Source organism: Paraburkholderia sp. 22098 (assembly GCF_052045935.1).
GTDB classification, from domain to species: Bacteria; Pseudomonadota; Gammaproteobacteria; order Burkholderiales; family Burkholderiaceae; genus Paraburkholderia; species Paraburkholderia caledonica.
In genome coordinates, this window is the sequence record NZ_JBQEPV010000002.1 from 565,567 (window position 1) to 584,318 (window position 18,752).

At 62.8% G+C, this 18,752-nt stretch carries 19 protein-coding genes; 10 read left to right on the forward strand and 9 right to left on the reverse strand.

Going from position 1 to position 18,752, the window contains the following annotated elements:
- The first annotated feature begins 19 nt into the window (after positions 1 to 19).
- The 3 genes from ilvA to ACTJLB_RS05885 all read left to right on the forward strand — a co-directional run bounded on the left by ilvA (position 20) and on the right by ACTJLB_RS05885 (position 3,431).
- On the forward strand, positions 20 to 1,591 hold the full coding sequence (ilvA, locus tag ACTJLB_RS05875) for a threonine ammonia-lyase, biosynthetic (protein ID WP_392393317.1): 1,572 nt from the start codon (positions 20 to 22) through the stop codon (positions 1,589 to 1,591).
- 253 nt (positions 1,592 to 1,844) lie between these two features.
- Positions 1,845 to 3,023, forward strand: coding sequence for a 4-hydroxybenzoate 3-monooxygenase (locus ACTJLB_RS05880; RefSeq protein ID WP_440782736.1), 1,179 nt, complete (start codon positions 1,845 to 1,847; stop codon positions 3,021 to 3,023).
- Positions 3,024 to 3,179: 156 nt separating this feature from the next.
- The gene (locus ACTJLB_RS05885) at positions 3,180 to 3,431 is read left to right on the forward strand and encodes a hypothetical protein (RefSeq protein WP_288824770.1); all 252 of its coding nucleotides are present in this window, start codon (positions 3,180 to 3,182) and stop codon (positions 3,429 to 3,431) included.
- A gap of 120 nt (positions 3,432 to 3,551) precedes the next feature.
- Here ACTJLB_RS05885 and ACTJLB_RS05890 read toward each other — a convergent pair whose 3' ends face one another.
- The 3 genes from ACTJLB_RS05890 to ACTJLB_RS05900 form a co-directional block, all read right to left on the reverse strand.
- Positions 3,552 to 3,821 carry a hypothetical protein gene (locus ACTJLB_RS05890; protein ID WP_440782738.1) on the reverse strand — a complete coding sequence of 90 codons (270 nt, stop codon included), beginning with the start codon at positions 3,819 to 3,821 and terminating at the stop codon, positions 3,552 to 3,554.
- An 83-nt stretch (positions 3,822 to 3,904) separates the two neighbouring features.
- Positions 3,905 to 4,273 carry a hypothetical protein gene (locus ACTJLB_RS05895; RefSeq protein ID WP_392393315.1) on the reverse strand — a complete coding sequence of 123 codons (369 nt, stop codon included), beginning with the start codon at positions 4,271 to 4,273 and terminating at the stop codon, positions 3,905 to 3,907.
- Positions 4,274 to 4,327: 54 nt separating this feature from the next.
- On the reverse strand, positions 4,328 to 4,450 hold the full coding sequence (locus ACTJLB_RS05900) for a hypothetical protein (protein ID WP_020066184.1): 123 nt from the start codon (positions 4,448 to 4,450) through the stop codon (positions 4,328 to 4,330).
- A 476-nt stretch (positions 4,451 to 4,926) separates the two neighbouring features.
- On the opposite strand from ACTJLB_RS05900, the gene ACTJLB_RS05905 reads away from it, so the two are divergent.
- Complete coding sequence (locus ACTJLB_RS05905; protein WP_440782740.1) at positions 4,927 to 5,481, forward strand: cytochrome b; 555 nt, start codon at positions 4,927 to 4,929, stop codon at positions 5,479 to 5,481.
- Between the two features lie 265 nt (positions 5,482 to 5,746).
- Here the strand turns inward: ACTJLB_RS05905 and kdgR are convergent, their stop codons facing one another.
- From kdgR to kduI, 3 genes are all read right to left on the reverse strand, one after another.
- Positions 5,747 to 6,622, reverse strand: a complete 876-nt coding sequence (gene kdgR / locus ACTJLB_RS05910; RefSeq protein WP_440782844.1) for a DNA-binding transcriptional regulator KdgR — start codon at positions 6,620 to 6,622, stop codon at positions 5,747 to 5,749.
- A gap of 85 nt (positions 6,623 to 6,707) precedes the next feature.
- Positions 6,708 to 7,508, reverse strand: coding sequence for a 2-dehydro-3-deoxy-D-gluconate 5-dehydrogenase KduD (kduD, locus tag ACTJLB_RS05915; RefSeq protein WP_408417481.1), 801 nt, complete (start codon positions 7,506 to 7,508; stop codon positions 6,708 to 6,710).
- Between the two features lie 63 nt (positions 7,509 to 7,571).
- Positions 7,572 to 8,408, reverse strand: coding sequence for a 5-dehydro-4-deoxy-D-glucuronate isomerase (gene kduI / locus ACTJLB_RS05920; protein WP_408163603.1), 837 nt, complete (start codon positions 8,406 to 8,408; stop codon positions 7,572 to 7,574).
- Positions 8,409 to 8,719: 311 nt separating this feature from the next.
- On the opposite strand from kduI, the gene kdgT reads away from it, so the two are divergent.
- The gene (kdgT, locus tag ACTJLB_RS05925; protein ID WP_020066177.1) at positions 8,720 to 9,736 is read left to right on the forward strand and encodes a 2-keto-3-deoxygluconate transporter; all 1,017 of its coding nucleotides are present in this window, start codon (positions 8,720 to 8,722) and stop codon (positions 9,734 to 9,736) included.
- A gap of 228 nt (positions 9,737 to 9,964) precedes the next feature.
- On the opposite strand, the gene ACTJLB_RS05930 is transcribed toward kdgT, so the two are convergent.
- Entirely contained in the window at positions 9,965 to 11,410 is a 1,446-nt protein-coding gene (locus tag ACTJLB_RS05930; RefSeq protein ID WP_440782742.1) for an NAD-dependent succinate-semialdehyde dehydrogenase, read from the reverse strand.
- 326 nt (positions 11,411 to 11,736) lie between these two features.
- On the opposite strand from ACTJLB_RS05930, the gene ACTJLB_RS05935 reads away from it, so the two are divergent.
- The 5 genes from ACTJLB_RS05935 (at position 11,737) to ACTJLB_RS05955 (ending at position 16,476) form a co-directional block, all read left to right on the forward strand.
- Positions 11,737 to 11,940, forward strand: coding sequence for a cold-shock protein (locus tag ACTJLB_RS05935; RefSeq protein ID WP_006052818.1), 204 nt, complete (start codon positions 11,737 to 11,739; stop codon positions 11,938 to 11,940).
- Positions 11,941 to 12,051: 111 nt separating this feature from the next.
- The gene (locus ACTJLB_RS05940; RefSeq protein ID WP_440782743.1) at positions 12,052 to 12,432 is read left to right on the forward strand and encodes a hypothetical protein; all 381 of its coding nucleotides are present in this window, start codon (positions 12,052 to 12,054) and stop codon (positions 12,430 to 12,432) included.
- A 227-nt stretch (positions 12,433 to 12,659) separates the two neighbouring features.
- Positions 12,660 to 14,081, forward strand: a complete 1,422-nt coding sequence (hpnJ, locus tag ACTJLB_RS05945; RefSeq protein ID WP_408128060.1) for a hopanoid biosynthesis associated radical SAM protein HpnJ — start codon at positions 12,660 to 12,662, stop codon at positions 14,079 to 14,081.
- Complete coding sequence (gene hpnI / locus ACTJLB_RS05950; RefSeq protein ID WP_288824748.1) at positions 14,078 to 15,244, forward strand: bacteriohopanetetrol glucosamine biosynthesis glycosyltransferase HpnI; 1,167 nt, start codon at positions 14,078 to 14,080, stop codon at positions 15,242 to 15,244. Before hpnJ ends, hpnI begins: the two co-directional genes overlap by 4 nt.
- Before the next feature lie 134 nt (positions 15,245 to 15,378).
- Positions 15,379 to 16,476, forward strand: a complete 1,098-nt coding sequence (locus ACTJLB_RS05955; protein ID WP_440782745.1) for a flippase-like domain-containing protein — start codon at positions 15,379 to 15,381, stop codon at positions 16,474 to 16,476.
- On the opposite strand, the gene ACTJLB_RS05960 is transcribed toward ACTJLB_RS05955, so the two are convergent.
- Together ACTJLB_RS05960 and ACTJLB_RS05965 are read right to left on the reverse strand one after the other, a co-directional pair.
- A complete protein-coding gene (locus ACTJLB_RS05960; RefSeq protein WP_440782747.1) occupies positions 16,473 to 17,969 on the reverse strand; it encodes an ATP-binding protein in 1,497 nt (498 codons plus the stop codon). The two genes, ACTJLB_RS05955 and ACTJLB_RS05960, sit on opposite strands and share 4 nt — an antisense overlap.
- Positions 17,970 to 18,629 carry a response regulator gene (locus ACTJLB_RS05965; protein WP_020066169.1) on the reverse strand — a complete coding sequence of 220 codons (660 nt, stop codon included), beginning with the start codon at positions 18,627 to 18,629 and terminating at the stop codon, positions 17,970 to 17,972.
- Between the last annotated feature and the right edge of the window lie 123 nt (positions 18,630 to 18,752).

Genomic DNA, 18,752 nt, shown 5'->3' on the forward strand with positions numbered 1-18,752 from the left:
TGCCGCACAGGAGCTTGCCTTGCCGTCACACCAACTCGAACAGGTCGCCGAAACGGCTGACAGCGTCGCGCTTCGACACGACTATCTGAAGAAAACCCTCACCGCACGCGTCTACGACGTGGCGCGCGAGACCGAACTCGAACGTGCGCCGCAACTGTCGGCGCGCCTGCGCAATCCGGTCTATCTGAAGCGCGAGGACAACCAGCCGGTGTTCTCGTTCAAGGTGCGCGGCGCGTACAACAAGATGGCACATATCCCGGCCGAGGCGCTCACGCGCGGCGTGATCACCGCGTCGGCGGGCAATCATGCTCAAGGCGTGGCGCTCTCTGCGGCGCGCATGGGCGTGAAGGCGATCATCGTGGTGCCGGTCACCACGCCGCAGGTCAAGGTCGACGCGGTGCGCGCGCATGGCGGCCCGACCGTCGAGGTCGTGCAGTTCGGCGAATCGTATAGCGATGCCTACGGCCACGCGGTGCAACTGCAGGAAGAGCGCGGGCTGACCTTCGTGCATCCGTTCGACGATCCGTATGTGATTGCCGGGCAAGGCACGGTTGCCATGGAAATCCTGAGCCAGCATCAGGGCCCGATTCACGCGATCTTCGTGCCGATCGGCGGCGGCGGACTCGCGGCGGGTGTCGCGGCGTATGTGAAATCGGTGCGTCCCGAGATCAAGGTGATCGGCGTGCAGACCGACGACTCGTGCGCGATGGCCGCATCGCTGAAAGCCGGCGAGCGCGTCACGCTAAACGAAGTCGGCCTGTTCTCCGACGGCACCGCGGTGAAGCTCGTCGGCGAAGAAACCTTCCGCCTGTGCAGCGAATATCTCGACGACGTGCTGCTCGTGAACACCGACGCGCTGTGTGCCGCGATCAAGGACGTCTTTCAGGACACGCGCAGCGTGCTCGAACCGGCGGGCTCGCTCGCTGTGGCGGGCGCCAAACAGTATGCGGAGCGCGAAGGCATCGAGAACCAGACGCTGATCGCGATTACGTCGGGCGCGAACATGAACTTTGACCGCATGCGTTTCGTGGCCGAGCGCGCGGAAGTGGGCGAAGCGCGCGAGGCGGTGTTCGCAGTGACGATTCCCGAAGAGCGCGGCAGCTTCAGGCGCTTTTGCGAACTGGTCGGCACGCGCAGCGTCACCGAATTCAACTACCGGATCGCGCAGGCCGAGTCCGCGCACATTTTCGTGGGCGTGCAGATCCGGAACCGCAGCGAATCGGCGCAGATCGCGGGCGCGTTCGAGGCGCACAATTTCGCCACCGTCGATCTGACGTTCGATGAGCTCTCGAAGCAGCATATCCGTTACATGGTCGGCGGCCGCTCGCCGCTCGCGCACGACGAACGCCTGTTTCGCTTCGAGTTTCCCGAGCGGCCGGGCGCGCTGATGAAGTTTCTTTCATCGATGGCGCCTGACTGGAACATCAGCCTTTTCCACTACCGTAATCAGGGCGCGGACTACAGCTCGATTCTCGTCGGCATTCAGGTGCCGCAGACGGACAACGCGGAGTTCGAGCGCTTCCTCGCCACGCTCGGTTATCCGCATTGGGAAGAGACGCACAATCCGGTGTATCGGCTGTTTCTTGCCTGAACGCTGCGATCGAAATCGCGCTCGGGGTTTACCTTGAGTGTCCGTTGGGTGCGGGCTCGGACCGCATGGCGAATGGCCGCGCCGCGAGCGGCGTCAGTAGGGCGTCGCGCGGTATTGGCGCAATTCAGTAGCGCTTCAAGTCCAGATGCCTATCGCAAAAATGGATAGAGGGTATCTCGCATATCGCGTTGCGCGATAGCAGGGACGATCGTCAAACTGGGCGCAAATCAAACTTGCACTCAGGAGACACATCATGCGCACCCAGGTTGGCATCATCGGCGCCGGGCCCGCGGGCCTGCTTCTTTCACATCTTCTTCATTTGCGCGGTATCGAATCGGTCGTGCTCGAGACGCGCACGCGTGAGCAAATCGAATCGACGATTCGTGCCGGCGTGCTCGAGCAGGGCACGATGGATCTTCTCAGCCAAGCCGGCGTCGGCGAGCGCATGAAGGCGGAAGGCGCGCTGCACCATGGCTTCGAACTGGCGTTCGAGGGCAAGCGTCGGCGGATCGATCTCACCGGACTGACCGGTCATTCGATCACCGTCTACGCTCAGCACGAGGTGATCAAGGATCTCGTCGCGGCGCGCGTCGCCGCGGGCGGGGCGTTGCGCTTCGGCGTAACGGACACGTCGGTGCACGGCATCGATACCGACAAGCCGTCGATCCGCTATCGTCACGAAGGCGAAGCGTGCGAGTTGCAATGCGACTTCGTGATCGGTTGCGACGGCTCGCAAGGCGTGTCGCGCGCGGCAATTCCGCAGGCATTGCGACGCGACTTCGAACGCGTGTACCCGTTTGGATGGTTCGGTATCCTGTGTGAAGGGCCGCCGTCGTCGGACGAACTCATTTACGCGCGCCACGATCGCGGCTTTGCATTGATCAGCACGCGCTCGGCCAACGTTCAGCGTATGTATTTTCAGTGCGACCCGAAGGACTCCGTCGACAACTGGTCGGACGATCGCATCTGGGCGGAACTGCACGCCCGGGTGGACTCGCACGACGGCCAGCACGTGGTGGACGGCAAGATCTTCCAGAAGAACATTGTCGGCATGCGCAGCTTCGTGTCGGCAACGATGCAGCATGGCCGGCTCTTTCTCGCGGGCGACGCCGCGCATATCGTGCCGCCAACCGGCGCGAAAGGGATGAACCTTGCCGTCGCCGATGTGCGTCTGCTCGCGAAAGCATTGAACGCGTTCTATGTCGAGAACCGCACCGACCTGCTCGACGGCTATAGCGAAACAGCGCTCAAGCGCATCTGGCGTGCGGAGCATTTCTCATACTGGATGACGAGCATGATGCACCGTATTGAAGGCGCGTCGGCGTTCGAGCGCCAGCTTCAGGTGGCGGAACTCGAATACGTGACGACTTCTCGCTCGGCGGCTACCGTCATGGCAGAGAATTACGTCGGCGTGGCCGTGCCGCAGGACTGAGCGCGGCGCGACCGCTCCCGATTGTCGGCGCAACCGCAACACTGAATTCAGGATTAACGGATTTATCCTGTGTCGCTGCGCGCCTACACTGCCTCCATCGCTGCAGGCAAATCCCGTTTGCAGCATACGCAGAAGACATGACCGGAGGTGGTCAAAATGAAATCACTCATTCAGGCTGTTGCAATTGCTGCGGTGCTTGGCGCACCGATCGCTTCGTTCGCGCAGCCGTCTGCGCAAGCTGCGACGCAGGACACGCAGGCTGTGCAAACCGAGGCCGCAGGTCAGCAGGGCTTCGCGCGAGCCGATAACAGCGGCTATGGTTCGGGCAGCCACGGCACCTGGCAAGCGGGCCGCGGCGGTGACGTTACGTTCAGTTCGTACTCGCCGCCGGTGTACAACGCGCGGTAAGCGGCTGAAAAGCGGTTGCGGAAAAGGTTTTGAAACAAGGCCCGCAACGCAAGTGGTAGAAACATGACCGGTGAGACGCCGGTCGAGAAGCGCGCAACGCATCAAGTGTTGCGCGCTTTTTTACTTCTGCGACGCATTTCCTTGCGGTGTGCGCAACAGGGTCAACTCGTTGCGTAGCAACGCGAGCAGATCATCGTCGGTGGGACGCGTGCCCCAATGCCGCGCGCCCGCCACCGACGCAATCGCGGTCCACGAGTGCGGTGGGAACCATTCGCGAACGAGTGTGCCGTCCTGCCGCAAACATAATTGGCCGGTCTGCTCGCTGTATTCCGCGCAGACGAGCATGCCGTCTACCTGCGCGGTGACTCGCCGTAGATCAGTGCGTAGCAAGCTGTCGCTCCTGCAAAGTGCTGACGCGCAAAACGATGCCGCGCGGCGCGATGTTTATCGACAATAACGCCGCGCAGCAAGCGTCAATCATCGCCGCCGTGGCCGTGCCACTCACCATGGCCGCGGCCGTGGCCACGCCAGTCGCCGTGCGGACCGCGCGCGTCACGCCATTCACGTTCGCGATGACGTTCTTCCCACTCGCGTCGCTCCCAGTAGCGGTGGCCGTCGTAGTAGCGCTCGCCATACCAGCCCGGGCTCACGACCACGACCGGTGGCGCCGGCGCATAGACGGGCGGCGGAGGCGGCGCATAGACAGGTTCGGGCGCATACGCGACACCGGGCACGCCGATGTTCACGCCGACGTCGACGTGAGCAAGCGCGGCGGTAGACGCGCCGATACCAAGACCCGCGACGATTGCAATGGACAGCAAACGGTTTTGTGTTCGATTCATGTGGGGGTTCCCGCGTTTTTATGATTGAGCGTGGACGGTCCGTGTGTGCCGCGATCAGTAACGATCGTGGTAACGATAATGGTCGTGATAACCGCCGCCGTCCGGGACCACGATGCAACCGCTCAGTGCAGTGCCGAGCGTTACCGCCAGAATGGCCAGCGCGAAAATTCGTTTCATGAGAGTTGCTCCTTTTCCTGTTGATCCGAACTCTACTGAGAGGCGGAATTACCGTTGTGTTCGTGTGTAACAGGACGTGTCGATAGCATTGCGCGAAAGCAATGCACGGCACGTGGGCAGGCGAGGGTGAGCAAGGGCGTTGAAATGAACTGCGATGTGGTGCGCGCGACAGGCAAGCCGTTGAGCGTGTTGCGAAAACGCCGGGTGATTGCGGATTCAACCAGTTGCGGCGCGTTGAAGCTTCGCTGCCGCCGACACCGGCAAGCGGCCATCATGACGTGGAACCGCGCGTATGCCCCGCGGATACATTCGGTTGCAGACTGGCGCTTCGTGTCGAGCCTTGGCGCCGTTCACGCCTGAGCGGAAATGGCGCGCGGTGCGACATCAGCTTTTCTTAAGATTCGCGCCGTAGCATACTGGCTCCCATGCGGCCGCGAAACGCGGCTCCCCACGACGCTTTCGAAACGGCCCCTCTCATGCGCATGCAATCTGTCGATACCCGTTCGCACCTTTATGCGACCGGCTATGATGGCGTCGCCAAGTTCCTTCACTGGCTCGTGGTCGTGCTGATTACGGCGCAATTCATAATCGGCTGGACCATGCCTGACATTCACAAGGGCACCCGGCCCGATGGACTAATCGCGTGGCATCTGGGAGTGGGCGCGACCCTGGTCGCGGCCGTGATTCTGAGAATCGTCTGGCGACTCACGCATCGGCCTGGGCCCGCACCTGTGTCGCCATTGCTTCGCACCGTTTCGCATGTCACGCATGGTCTGCTGTACCTTGCGCTCGTCATCGTGCCCGTGCTGGGATGGGCGAATGCATCGTCGCGTGGCTGGTCGGTAAAGCTCGCCGGTCTGCTGCCTTATCCGTCGATTTCGCCTGTGGGCTCGAGCGTCGGTCATGAAATGGGCGACATCCACGGTTATCTTGCCTGGGCGTTGCTGGCCCTGATCGGTTTGCATGTCGCCGGCGCGCTTTATCATCGCTTCATTCTCAAGGATCTGGTTTTGCAGCGAATGCTGCCTTGAGCGAATCGTGCGCCTGAGTATCGGCGCAGGCTTAGCGCTATTCATGTGTCGCGCTTGCCGATACGCCGACCATTTTGCGCAACGCGACCGCGACGGCGCGTGGCGATTGCCGCCTCGTGCTTGATAAGCACATGAGCAACAGGTTTCCGCCGAACAGCCATCAGCAGACTTCCCGCAGCATGCAAGTTCGAGCCCGCGTCGTTGCGCAACGTGCGCGATTTCATCTGCGAGTGCAGCCGCGCGCTGCACTCGCATCCGCATCCGCTTAGCCGGGCTGCACAGCCGCGTGCTCGGGCGCGGCCTCCTCACGATAGCCGAGCCGCGCCGAAATCGCCTGGCCCGATTGCTTCAGCAGCGCGACGTAGTGCGACTTGGTATCGGCGCCGCAGCGCATCGTCGGAAACGAAACCGACAGTCCCGCGATCACTCGGCCGAAACGGTCGAAGACAGGCACCGCGAGACACTGCAAGCCTTCCTCCTGTTCTTCGTTGTCCTCGCCGTAGCCTTGCTCGCGAACGCGCGGCAAAATGCTCAGCACGGCATCGGCCGACGACAACGTCTTTTGTGTCGACTTACGGAATTCGACGTGAGAAAGCACCTCACGCGCGTCGGCCGGGTCCATCCATGCGAGCAGCACTTTGCCGATTGCAGTGCTATGCAACGGATTGCGCCGGCCGATGCGCGACTGCATGCGCAGTCCATAGTCGGCGTCGATCTTGTGGATGTAGATGATCGCGTCTTCGTCGAATGCGCCCAGGTGCACCGCCTCGCGAGTCACCGCGCCGATGCGGCGCATTTCCACATCGGCTTCGCGCACCAGATCCACGCTTTCGAGCGACTTCGCGCCCAGCTCGAATAGCCGGATGGTCAGGCGATAGCGCTCGGTCTCGACTTCCTGCGTGACGTAGCCGAGCGCCTTCAGCGTCTGAACCACGCGGTGCACGGTGGTCTTCGACATGCCGAGACGTTGCGACAACTCGCTGATGCCGATCTGTCCGCTGTCGCCGATCGCGGCGAGAAGAGCGAACACGCGGCCAATGGACGAAGCCGATTCGCCTTTGTCGTTGCCGCACTCGACGCTTTCTACGTCGTGCGCGAGGGATGCGGGGTCGACCTTGCGCTGTTTGCCGGTTGCTGCCATTTCCGTGATTCCCTGATCGAACTCTTTTCTGTACTGCGTGTTGACGAACGCCCGGAGCATACCGTCTCGCGCGCTTTTTGCGGAGTCAGCGCGCGAGCCATCCGCCGTCTACTGCCAGTGTATGCCCGTGCACGTAGTCCGACGCGGACGATGCGAGGAATACCACCGGACCGGCGAGATCGTCCGGCGCGCCCCAGCGGCCGGCCGGGATGCGGCTCAGGATTTCATCGTTGCGCTGCGCGTCTTCGCGCAAAGCTGCCGTGTTCGCCGTCGCCATATAGCCCGGCGCGATTGCGTTCACGTTGATGCGCTGCGCGGCCCATTCGTTTGCGAGAAGACGCGTGAGACCGAGCACGCCGCTTTTGGCCGCCGTGTAGGACGCGACGCGTATGCCGCCCTGGAACGACAGCATCGACGCGATGTTGATGATCTTGCCGCCGCTTTGTTGTTTGACGAACTGCCGGGCGGCGGCCTGGGCGAGAAAGAAGAGGCTTTTCAGGTTGAGGTCCATAACCGCGTCCCAATCGTCCTCGGTGAAATCGAGCGCGTCCTGGCGGCGAATTATGCCCGCGTTGTTGACGAGGACGTCGATGCGTCCGAACGCTTCGACGGCAGCGCGCACGATGTCCTCGACCGGCGCGGTGGACGACAGATCGGCTCGCACGTCCGCGAATCTTCGGCCGGTCGCTTCGACACGCGCCGGCGTGTCGCCCGCATCGGCCCGCGATACGCCGACAATATCGCAGCCCGCCTGGGCAAGCGCGAGCGCCATGCCGGCGCCAAGGCCGGTGTTGCTTCCGGTGACGATGGCCACCTTGCCGCCGAGGTCGAACGGATTTGCCGCAGAGCGGTTGATTGCCGGAATAGTCACAATGTCAGAGCCCATGTGGTGTGTTGCATATGCGAAGGTTTCGATCGCGGCTGTGGCTGATACACGCGAAGCACATGCTCAACGCAGATCGCGCACGGCGATGTGGTCCATGTCGCTGAATACCTGATTCTCGCCGACCATGCCCCAGATGAACGTGTAAGCCTGCGTGCCGACGCCCGAGTGAATCGACCAGCTCGGCGAGATCACCGCCTGTTCGTTATGCACGACGATGTGCCGGGTCTCATTCGGTTCGCCCATCATGTGAAAGACGGCGGCGTCGTCGGCGACATTGAAATAGAAGTACACCTCCATGCGCCGCTCGTGCGTATGGCAGGGCATCGTGTTCCACAAACTGCCGGGTTCGAGCTTGGTCATGCCCATCGAAAGCTGGCACGTGGGCAGCACCTCCGGCACGATGAACTTGTAGATCGTGCGGCGGTTGCTCGTGGCTGCGTCGCCGAGCGTTTGCGGCGACGCCTCGCCAAGCGAGATCGTGCGGGTCGGGTGCGATTCGTGGGCGGGCGCGCAGTTCAGGTAGAACCTGGCCGGCCGCGACGCGTCGCTGCTGCCGAATGCAACCGACTGCGCGCCGCGCCCGACGTAGATCGCTTCCTCATTGCGCACGGTGTAGCGCGTGCCGTCCACATCGACCCAGCCATCGCCGCCAATGTTGATCGCGCCGAGCTCGCGCCGCTCCAGCAGATAGTTGACGCCGATCGACTTGCCGAGCGAACCGGGCACTTCGACCGCTCGCGCGACCGGCCATGCGCCGCCCACGATGATCCGGTCGATGTGGCTATAGGTGAGCCGCAGCGCGTCGCGCTCGAACACCTGGTCCACGAGGAACTCCTTGCGCAATCCGGCGGTATCCAGCGTCTTGGCGTATTCGCTGTTTATGGCCTGCCTCACTTGCATGCTCGCTTCCACGGTCTGTCTCCGATGATTGGCTCGACCTCGCGCATTGCTGCACGGGCGATGTGTGTGGCATCGACTGTAGCGCGTTATTCGCGGTTTCGGAACAGTGGTCCACAAATTTTCAGCGGCTCGCTACTGATCTGCTGGGATGACTGTCACAAAGCCGGGTAAACGATTACCTTCGCAATCAAAATAATCGGAACGACGTTCCTTTCGCGATGCTATATTGCGCCGAAAGGGAGCAGTCGGCGCAAGACCGGTTCTTATCCTGATTCACCCGAAAACTGGACGCGAAGTCCACGGAGGAGACAATGAAGCTCAAGAAGGCCATCGACCGTATTCCTGGCGGGCTGATGCTGGTGCCGCTGCTGCTTGGCGCCTGCGTTCATACATTCGCGCCGGGCGCGGGCAAATATTTCGGGTCGTTCACTAACGGATTGATCGCCGGCACCGTGCCGATTCTCGCCGTGTGGTTCTTTTGCATGGGTGCGACGATCGACTTGCGGGCCACGGGCACCGTGCTGCGCAAGTCGGGCACGCTGCTCGTCACGAAGATGGTGGTCGCGTGGATCGCGACGCTCGTCGCGTCGCATTTCATTCCTATCGACGGAATCAAAGGAGGGCTCTTTGCCGGGCTCTCCGTGCTGGCCATCACCACGTCGATGGATATGACCAACGGCGGTCTCTACGCGGCCGTGATGCAGCAATACGGTACGAAAGAGGAAGCGGGCGCGTTCGTGCTGATGTCGGTCGAGTCGGGGCCGCTCGTGAGCATGATCATTCTGGGCGCAACGGGTGTCGCTTTCTTCGAGCCGCGGCTCTTCGTCGGCGCGGTGCTGCCGTTTCTGATCGGCTTTGCGCTCGGCAATATCGACAGCGACCTGCGCGAGTTCTTCGGCCGCTGCGTGCATCCGCTGATTCCGTTCTTCGGCTTTGCGCTCGGCAACGGCATCGACCTCAACGTGATTGCGAAGAGCGGCATGGCAGGCGTGTTGCTGGGTCTCGCGGTGATCGTCGTGACGGGCATTCCGCTGATTCTCGCGGACCGCTGGATCGCGGGCGGCAATGGCGCGGCGGGACTCGCGGCGTCGTCGACGGCGGGCGCGGCGGTAGCGAATCCGGCGATCATCGGCGAGATGATTCCGAGTTTCAAGCCACTCGTGCCGGCCGCGACCGCGATGGTTGCGACCGCGTGCCTCGTCACCGCGATTCTGGTCCCGATGCTGACCGCGCTATGGGTGCGCAGGCATCACGCGCGCGACACGCTGCGCGAGGAGTTGCTGGCGCCGGCTGCGCCGCCGCTGAAGGAGAGCGATATGCATGTGTGAGGAGCGCTGACGGGCATGATGTAAAGCGCGGTGCATGCGCGCGCTTTACATCGCTTCGACTGCGTGCCGCAGCAGCAGATATTTCGCCTGTGTATTGGCCGCCGAGCGTCGAGCCGACGCGTCTGCCGCTGCATCGATCAGCAATGGAAATAAAAAAGTCCGCGAGCGTAACCTCGCGGACCCTGTACGTCTAGCAACGATCGGGCGCAGCTTGCCCGACCAGATGCCTTAGGACGACATCACCGTCACGGACTTCGTGACCAGATACGCTTCCATTGCTTCCGGTCCGCCTTCGGAGCCATAGCCCGAATCCTTCACACCGCCAAACGGCATTTCCGGCGTGGGCGTGGCGGGCTGGTTGATCCACAGCATGCCGACTTCGAGTTGCTGCGACAGCAGATGCACGTTGCTGAACGACTTCGTGAACGCGTAACCGGCGAGGCCGAACGGCAGACGGTTGGCTTCCGCGATCGCTTCTTCGAGTTTGTCGAAACCGCGGATGGCTGCGATCGGGCCGAACGGCTCGTTGTTGAACACGTCGGCTTCGAGCGACACGTTGGTCAGCACGGTCGGCGCGAAGAAATTGCCCTTCGAGCCGACGCGCTCGCCACCCGTCTCGATCTTCGCACCGGTCTTGCGCGCGTCGTCGAGCACCTTGCTCATGGCCGTCAGACGGCGTGCATTGGCGAGCGGGCCGAGCGTCGTGCCTTCCGCGAGACCGTCGCCGAGCTTGAGGCCTTCGGCGTGCTTGACGAGCGCCGCGGCGAACTCTTCGCGAATGCTGTTGTGCACGAGAAAGCGGGTGGGCGAGATGCAGACCTGGCCCGCATTGCGGAACTTCGCGCCGCCCGCTGCCTTGACGGCGAGCGCCACATCGGCGTCTTCAGCGACGATCACCGGCGCGTGACCGCCCAGTTCCATCGTGGCGCGCTTCATGTGCGCGCCGGCCAGCGAGGCCAGTTGCTTGCCGACCGGCGTGGAGCCGGTGAACGTGACTTTGCGGATGACCGGATGCGGAATCAGGTAGCTCGAGATTTCGGCCGGATCGCCGAACACGAGACCCACCGTGCCCGCCGGCACGCCTGCTTCGACGAAAGCCTGCAGCAGGCCAGCCGGCGACGCAGGGGTTTCCTCCGGCGCCTTCACGAGGAACGAACAGCCGCTCGCGAGCGCCGCGCTCAGCTTGCGTACGATCTGGTTGACCGGGAAGTTCCAAGGCGTAAAGGCGGCGACCGGACCGATCGGCTCCTTCAATACGAGTTGCTGCGCGGCGAGATTGCGCGAGGGCACGACGCGGCCATAAAGGCGGCGGCCTTCGTCGGCGAACCACTCGATGATGTCCGCCGCGGCCAGCACTTCGATCTTCGCTTCGGCGAACGGCTTGCCCTGTTCCTGCGTCATGAGACGGCCAATGTCCGACGCGCGCTCGCGCACGAGCGCGGCTGCCTTACGCATCACCGCGGCGCGCTCATGAGCCGGCACCTTGCGCCATGCTTCGAAGCCGCGTTGCGCCGCTTCCAGCGCGCGATCGAGGTCGGCGATGCCTGCGTGCGCCACCTTGCCGATCACCTGGCCGGAAGCGGGGTTGACGACGTCGATCGTCTTGCCGCTGGCGGCATCGCACCATTCGCCGTTGATCAGAAGTCGGGTATCGGTATAGCTCGAAATTGCCATGCTGGTTCCTGTAAATGGGAAAACGACAGGCTGCGCGGCGTTCGGAGAAATGAGCCGAACCCGCGCTGCCGAGAATGGACTGCCGATAACGAACATCTTAGCTGATTGTTTCCAAACGCACCGGCGGCGGGCGCATTCGAACGGGCGAGGCACGCCTCTTGCTCAGCATGTTTCGGGGACCATGGAACTTCGCTGCCTGACAAGGGGGGAAGGTTCGTGGAGCAAGCGCAGTCGCTGCGACACCGCGCAAACAGGCGTACAGTCGAGCGGCAGTCCCCGCCCGAGAATTGCCAGTTTAGTCAACCAGATGCACATGAGGAATCGACATGCCTACCGGTACAGTGAAGTGGTTCAACGACGCGAAGGGCTTCGGCTTCATCACACCCGACGACGGAGGTGAAGACCTGTTTGCCCATTTCTCCGAGATTCGCTCGGAGGGCTTCAAGTCGTTGCAGGAAAACCAGAAGGTCAGCTTCGAAGTGAAGCAGGGGCCCAAGGGCAAGCAGGCAGCGGATATCAAGCCCATCTAGAGTCAAGCCCAGCACGCGAGACGATAGCGAAGCGGCGGCGGCCGGCTTGCGCTCCCGGCGCATGGCCGGCACGTCGATCGGCGCCGCGTGCCCCGCGCATGCGAGGTTCGTGTGGACAGACAATCCGCTTATAAGGAAATCGACGCCAACGGCGGCGAAGCGTATGCGAAGTTCTTCGCTGCGCAAAATCCGGAGGCACCGCTCACACCGTTTTGTCATCGCTATCTGTTTGAAAAGGAACAGGCGCGGGCCAATGACGAGCGCGGCTTCGCCCTGAAGTCGCTTGCGCAAATGGAGTCCTCGTCCCATGTGGCGCAGGTGGCGGCCAGCGCGTCGCGCGACGCCGCCAATGCCGCGCATACCTCCGCAACGGCCGCGCGGCGCTCCGCATTCTGGACGATGATCGCGGCCATTGCGTCGGCCCTCGGCGTCGCCGTGAACGCCGCACTCAATCTTGGCTGGCTCGATTGGGCACGACACTTCGCGCGTTGATCCGGCTTTCGTTTCCGGTAGTTCGCAGGTCATTAGTAAGCATGCCGAAACCTCCTGTTCATGCGAGCGCGACAACGTCCGCTCGCGTCATTCTGCTTAAGGTTTCCTTCAGCTTTGCTCCGTAGCATCTGCGCGAATACATGTCTCTGCTCGCCCGCGGCGAGCGCCCCTCCGACAGTTGTTCGACAGAAAACAGAAAGCGCCTGTTCAAGGTTGCTGGAGCATCCATGAAAACTCTGTTCTTGCAGGCGCCGTCATATGACGGCTTCGATGGTGGCGCCGGTTCGCGTTATCAGGCAAAGCGTGAAGTCCGCTCGTTCTGGTATCCGACGTGGCTTGCGCAACCGGCGGCACTGGTTCCCGGCAGCCGCGTGCTCGACGCACCCGCCGATGGGTTGTCGGTCGACGCCACGCTTCACATTGCGCAGCAATACGATCTGGTGATCATTCACACCAGCACGCCGTCTTTCCCGACCGACGCGCTTTTCGCAGAAGACCTGAAAAAGCGCAAGCCGTCGCTGCTGGTCGGCATGGTGGGCGCAAAGGTCGCCGTAGATCCGCACAACTCGCTCACGGCGAGCGAGGCGATCGACTTCGTCTGCCGCGAGGAATTCGACTTCACCTGCGCGGAGATCGCCGCGGGCAAGCCATTCGCGGAGATTCTCGGCCTCAGCTATCGCGCGCGGGACGGCTCGATCGAACACAATGCAGCGCGCCCGATCCTCGAGGACATGGACGAGTTGCCGTTCGTCGCACCCGTCTACAAACGCGATCTGACGATCGACAACTACTTCATCGGCTATCTGAAGCACCCGTATGTGTCGATCTACACGGGACGCGGCTGCCGCTCGAAGTGCACGTTCTGCCTGTGGCCGCAGACAGTGGGCGGGCATCGCTATCGCACGCGCTCGGTCGAGAACGTGCTTGAAGAAGTGAAGTGGATTCGCGACAACATGCCCGAAGTAAAAGAGATCATGTTCGACGACGACACCTTCACCGACTTCAAGCCGCGCGTCGAGGAGATTGCTCGTGGTCTCGGCAAGCTCGGCGTGACATGGTCGTGTAACGCGAAAGCGAACGTGCCGTACGCCACGCTCAAGATCATGAAGGAAAACGGCCTTCGGCTGCTGCTCGTCGGCTACGAATCCGGCGACGATCAGATTCTGCTCAACATCAAGAAGGGTCTGCGTACCGACATCGCTCGGCGCTTCAGCGACGACTGCCGCAAGCTCGGCATCAAGATTCACGGCACGTTCATTCTGGGTTTGCCCGGCGAGACTCAGGAGACCATCCAGAAGACGATCGAATACGCGAAGCAGATCAATCCGCACACCATCCAGGTGTCGCTCGCCGCGCCGTATCCAGGTACTCGCCTTTATGAGCAGGCGGTTGAAAACGGCTGGCTCGAACAGAACAAGGTGATCAACCTCGTCAGCAAAGAAGGCGTTCAGCTCGCCGCTATCGGCTATCCGCATCTGTCGCGCGAAGAGATCTATCACCAGCTCGAAAACTTCTACAAGCGCTTCTATTTCCGTCCGTCGAAAATCTGGGAAATCGTGCGCGAAATGCTGACCAGTTGGGACATGATGAAACGGCGCTTGCGCGAAGGCGTCGAGTTCTTCCGATTCCTGCGCGCACACGAGGCGTGAACGCCGCGCATTGGATCGCGGCCGCGATTGCTTATGCATGCGCCGCGTGCGCGGTTTCCGGCGTCGGCTACACGCTCGTGGCGAGCGTGCTGATCGGGCGGTTTTTTGCGCGTGCGGTTGCCGAACCGGGCAGCTTCCCGGATATAACGGTCGTGAAGCCGCTGCACGGCAGCGAAGGCGCGCTGCTGCGCAATCTGTCGAGTTTCTGCGAGCAGAACTACGCTGGCGCCGTGCAATTCGTTTTCGGCGTGCACGACCCGGCGGACCCGGCATTGCAGGCCGTCCACGAATTGCAACGCCTGTATCCACAGGCCGACATCACGGTCATTTCCGACAGCGGCCTGTACGGCCCCAATCGCAAGATCAGCAACATCGTCAATATGCTGCCGCACGCGCGGCACGACGTGCTTGTGTTTGCCGATAGCGATGTCGGCGTCGGGCCCGACTATCTGCGCCACATCGTCGGCGAACTGGAGAAACCCGGCGTTGGACTCGTGACGTGCGCGTATCGCGGCGAGCCCGATCCCGGCTTCTGGCCGCGCCTGTCGGCAGCCGCGACGCACTATCAGTTTTTGCCGGGGGTCGTGACCGGCATCGCGCTCGGTCTTGCGCGACCCTGCTTTGGACAGACGATTGCGATGCGGCGCGCCACGCTCGACAAGATCGGCGGCATGCTGCCGTTCGCACGTCATCTGGCGGAAGACCACGCGATAGGCGAAGCGGTACGCGCAATCGGCGAAAAAGTGGCGATTCCGCCGTTCACCATCTCGCACGCTTGCGTGGAGGCAAGCGCGGCGCAACTCGTCTCACACGAGTTGCGCTGGAGCCGGACGATCCGCAGCGTCGATCCGCTCGGCCATCTCGGCTCCGCGTTGATGCATCCGCTTGCGTTCGCATTGCTCGCGGTGGTGTTCTCGGGTGGCGCTTCATGGAGTTGGGGGATCGTGGCGCTTGCGCTGTTTGCGCGCTTCGCATTGAAGCTTTGCGCCGATCGCGCATTGCAGCAGGCGCACGGCGGGCTGTGGCTGCTGCCGATATGGGATATCGTGTTGTTTGCGATTTTCGTGGCGAGCTTCGGCTCTTCGCGCGTGATCTGGCGGGGCTTCAGCTTCGAGGTGGACGGTGACGGCCTGCTGTCGCCCGCGCGGGACGAGTCGCGCTGAATCACAATGAGCCGCGAACAGATCGCGGAAGTAGAGGAGGTTAGGGCAGCAATGACGCGCAGGTCTTCCGAATCGAACGATGAGCGGCCAGTCCCTTGCACCACCCGCGCAACCCGCACGCGCGAGGTCTTCGCATGATGAAGCATTTAGGCCGCGTCGCCGCGCTCGCGGGGCTCACCGCGTCGCTGTGGCTCGTCTGGCAGGACAACCCGGGTGCGGTGCTCAGCGCATTGCGCGCGGCTGGCGCTGGTCTCGTGCTCGCGGCGCTTGCCCATGTACTGCCGATGCTCGCCAATGCCTGCGACTGGCGCTCGCTGATTCGTGGCGCAAACCGGCCGCACATTGCGAACATGCTGCACCTCGTGTGGGTGCGCGAATCCGTCAATAGCATGTTGCCGGTCGCGCGCATCGGCGGAGAAGTGGTGTCTTTTCGCATGCTCAGGCGTTGGGGCGTGCGGCCGTCGACTGCGGTGGGGAGCATCATCGTCGACATGCAGCTGACCGTGATCAGCCAGTTGCTCTTTACGATGGTCGGCATCGGCTTTCTTTTCGCACATGCCCATTCCGACACGCTGCGGTTCGCCGGGCAACTCGCGTGGGGTGTGGTCGTGCTGACGCCGCTGCTCGTGTTGTTCGCCCTCGTGCAGCACGCCAGTCCGTTCGAGCGCATGACGCGCGCGCTCAATCACATGACGAGCGGCAAGCTCGCCGCGCTCGTGGGGCAGTCCGCGCAGATCGATCGGGCAATCAAGCTGATCTGGCGACGCCGCGGCGTAGTGCTGCGTTATCTGTTTTTCTGGCAGCCGCTGCAGTGCTTTTTGACGTCGCTCGAAATCTGGCTCGCGTTGTATTTTCTCGGCGCGCGAGTGACGCTTGTCGAAGCCGTGGTAATCGAGTCGTTGATCCAGGCAATCAGCAGCGCCGCGTTCTTCGTGCCGGGTGGTCTCGGCGTGCAGGAGGGCGGCTTCGTCCTGATCGGCGGCGCACTCGGTCTCGATCCGTCGACCTGTCTGGCGCTTGCGGGCGCACGCCGGATTCGCGATCTGCTGATCTTCGTGCCGGGGTTGATCGCCTGGCAGTTTGCCGAGACGTCAAAACGCGATCGCGCGCACACTTCGACGCTGCGGGCGAACCGGGCAAAGCATCGTCGCGAGCGCGGCAGCGCCGTTCACAGCCCGCAGCAGGCACCCCTCGCCGAAGGCAGCGTCGCGGGGGACACGAACCGCCGCTAGCCGACTGGCTTCAAAGATCTGACAGAGGCCGCCGTATAAGCGGGGAACGATACGTCGACGGCAAGCCCGCGGCCGTCAAGCCCAGTGCCGAATCGCACGGTGGCGCCGAAGTGTTGCGCGATGCGCGCGACAATCGACAGGCCGAGGCCGCTGCCGGTCGCCTGGTTGCCGGTTGCGCGGAAGAAGCGGTCCGTGAGACGCGCCAGATCTGCTGGCGCAACGCCTGGGCCGTCGTCGCGCACGCTCACCAGAATGCGTTCGGATAGCGGCTCTTTCGCTGGTTCTTGCAGCGGCTCTTTCAGCGGCTCGTTCAGTGGCGCCAGAACCTGCTGTTTCTCACGCCGCACCGCGATCTCGATCGTGCCGCCGTCGCTCCCGTATTTGATCGCGTTATCCAGCAGATTGTCGAAGAGAATGCCGATCAGCACGGGCTCCGCATTGATCTCCGCGCGCATGTCGCAGTTCAGCGTCACGCGAATGTTTTTCTGCTGCGCATTGCCCGCGTTCGCGAGCAATGCGCTCTTCGCGACGGCGCCAGGCGCGAGCGGTGCCGTTGCCATTTTCTCCTGCATGTCCAAGCGCGCGAGCAATAGCAATTGTTCGGCGAGCCGCGCGCTTCGATCCACGCCTTGCACGACGCGCTCCATGGCGAGCCGCTGACGTGCGGGGTCCGGTTCGGCCAGCGCGACTTGTGCCTGAACCTTGATCGCGGCGAGCGGCGTTTTGAGTTCATGCGCGGCGTCGGCAGTGAACGCGCGTTCCCGTTCGAGCGAATGCAACAGGCGCGAGAGCAGCAGATTGATCGCGTCGACGAGCGGCCGCACCTCGATCGGCACATGGCCGATATCGACAGGCTCGAGGCGATTGATGTCCCGCGAACGGATCGCATCGGAGAGCATGCGCAGCGGCGCGAGACTCCAGCCGATGCTCCACCACACGAGCAGTGCCAGCACCGGCAACGCGATCAAGGCAGGGCGCGCAATGCGGCTTGCGACGCCGCTCACCAGATCGCTGCGGGTGTTGGCCTGTTCGAATACGCGGACCGTGTGCCCGAGCGGCGTGTCCCGCAGCGTGAACGAGTGGTATGTCTGGCCACCGAGCACGACGTCCTGCACGCCGGTGACAGGCGGTACCGGCAAATCCCACGCGTTGAGCGCACGCAAGGGCGGGCTGCCGGCAATCACGTCGCCATTGCGCGCGCGCACCTGGAACAGTGCGTCGCGCGGCAGCGAATCGTCGTCGTCGGTGTCGTTCGCACTTGTTTCCCCGCCTCGTTCTTCCTCACGCACGTCGATGTGCGCATTGGCGAGCGTGGCGAGATTCGACTGGTCGAGCAACGCGAGCATCTGTGCGACTTCCGCGAGCCGGGCTTCCTCCCACTCCGCGACTTCGCGTGTGGCCTGGCGATAGCTGGACGCGAGAGCGATCGCCCAGACGAGCCCAATGCTGGCGAGCACGAGCAGCATGAGCCGCCGGCGAATGGATGCGCTCATCTACTGTTTCTCCACCACGTAGCCAATATTGCGCACGGTTCGTATGAGGTTTGCGCCGAGCTTCTTGCGCAGATTCGACACGTGTACCTCGATCGCATTGCTTTCAATCTCCTCCTGCCATCCATACAGGCTTTCTTCGAGACGCGAGCGCGATTGCGGAATGCCCTGATTCGTCAGCAACTGGATCAGGATCGCCCATTCGCGCGACGTAAGCGATACGCGTTTGCCGGCCACCTCCACAGTTTGCGACGCCGGGTTCACTGTCAGCTCCCGATAGCGGATCAGCTCCACACTGCGGCCCTGCGCGCGTCGCAGCAGCGCACGGCAACGCGCGATGAGTTCGGTGAGGTCGAAGGGCTTGCCGAGATAATCGTCCGCGCCTGCTTCGAGACCGCCCACGCGGTCCACCACCGTGCCGCGCGCGGTCAGCACGAGCACCGGCACGTCATTGCCGGCGTCACGCAGCCGTCTGAGCAGGTCCATGCCAGACACGCGCGGCAGGCCGAGATCGAGCACGACGAGCGCATAGCTCGTGGTGTCGAGCGCGAGACTGGCCTTGTGGCCGTCTCGCGCCCAGTCGACAGTGAAACCTGCTTGACGCAAACCTGCTTCGATCCCGCAGCCGATCAGATCGTCGTCTTCAACGAGAAGTACACGCATAGGGCAGAAATTCCGTAGATGTTTTTATGGTGGGACGGTACGCATCGAATCAACCCAGCGAATGAACCCAGCGGCTGCAGCTTCCAGCGTCAGCCATGCGGTCCGCTAGCAGCGTTATACCGC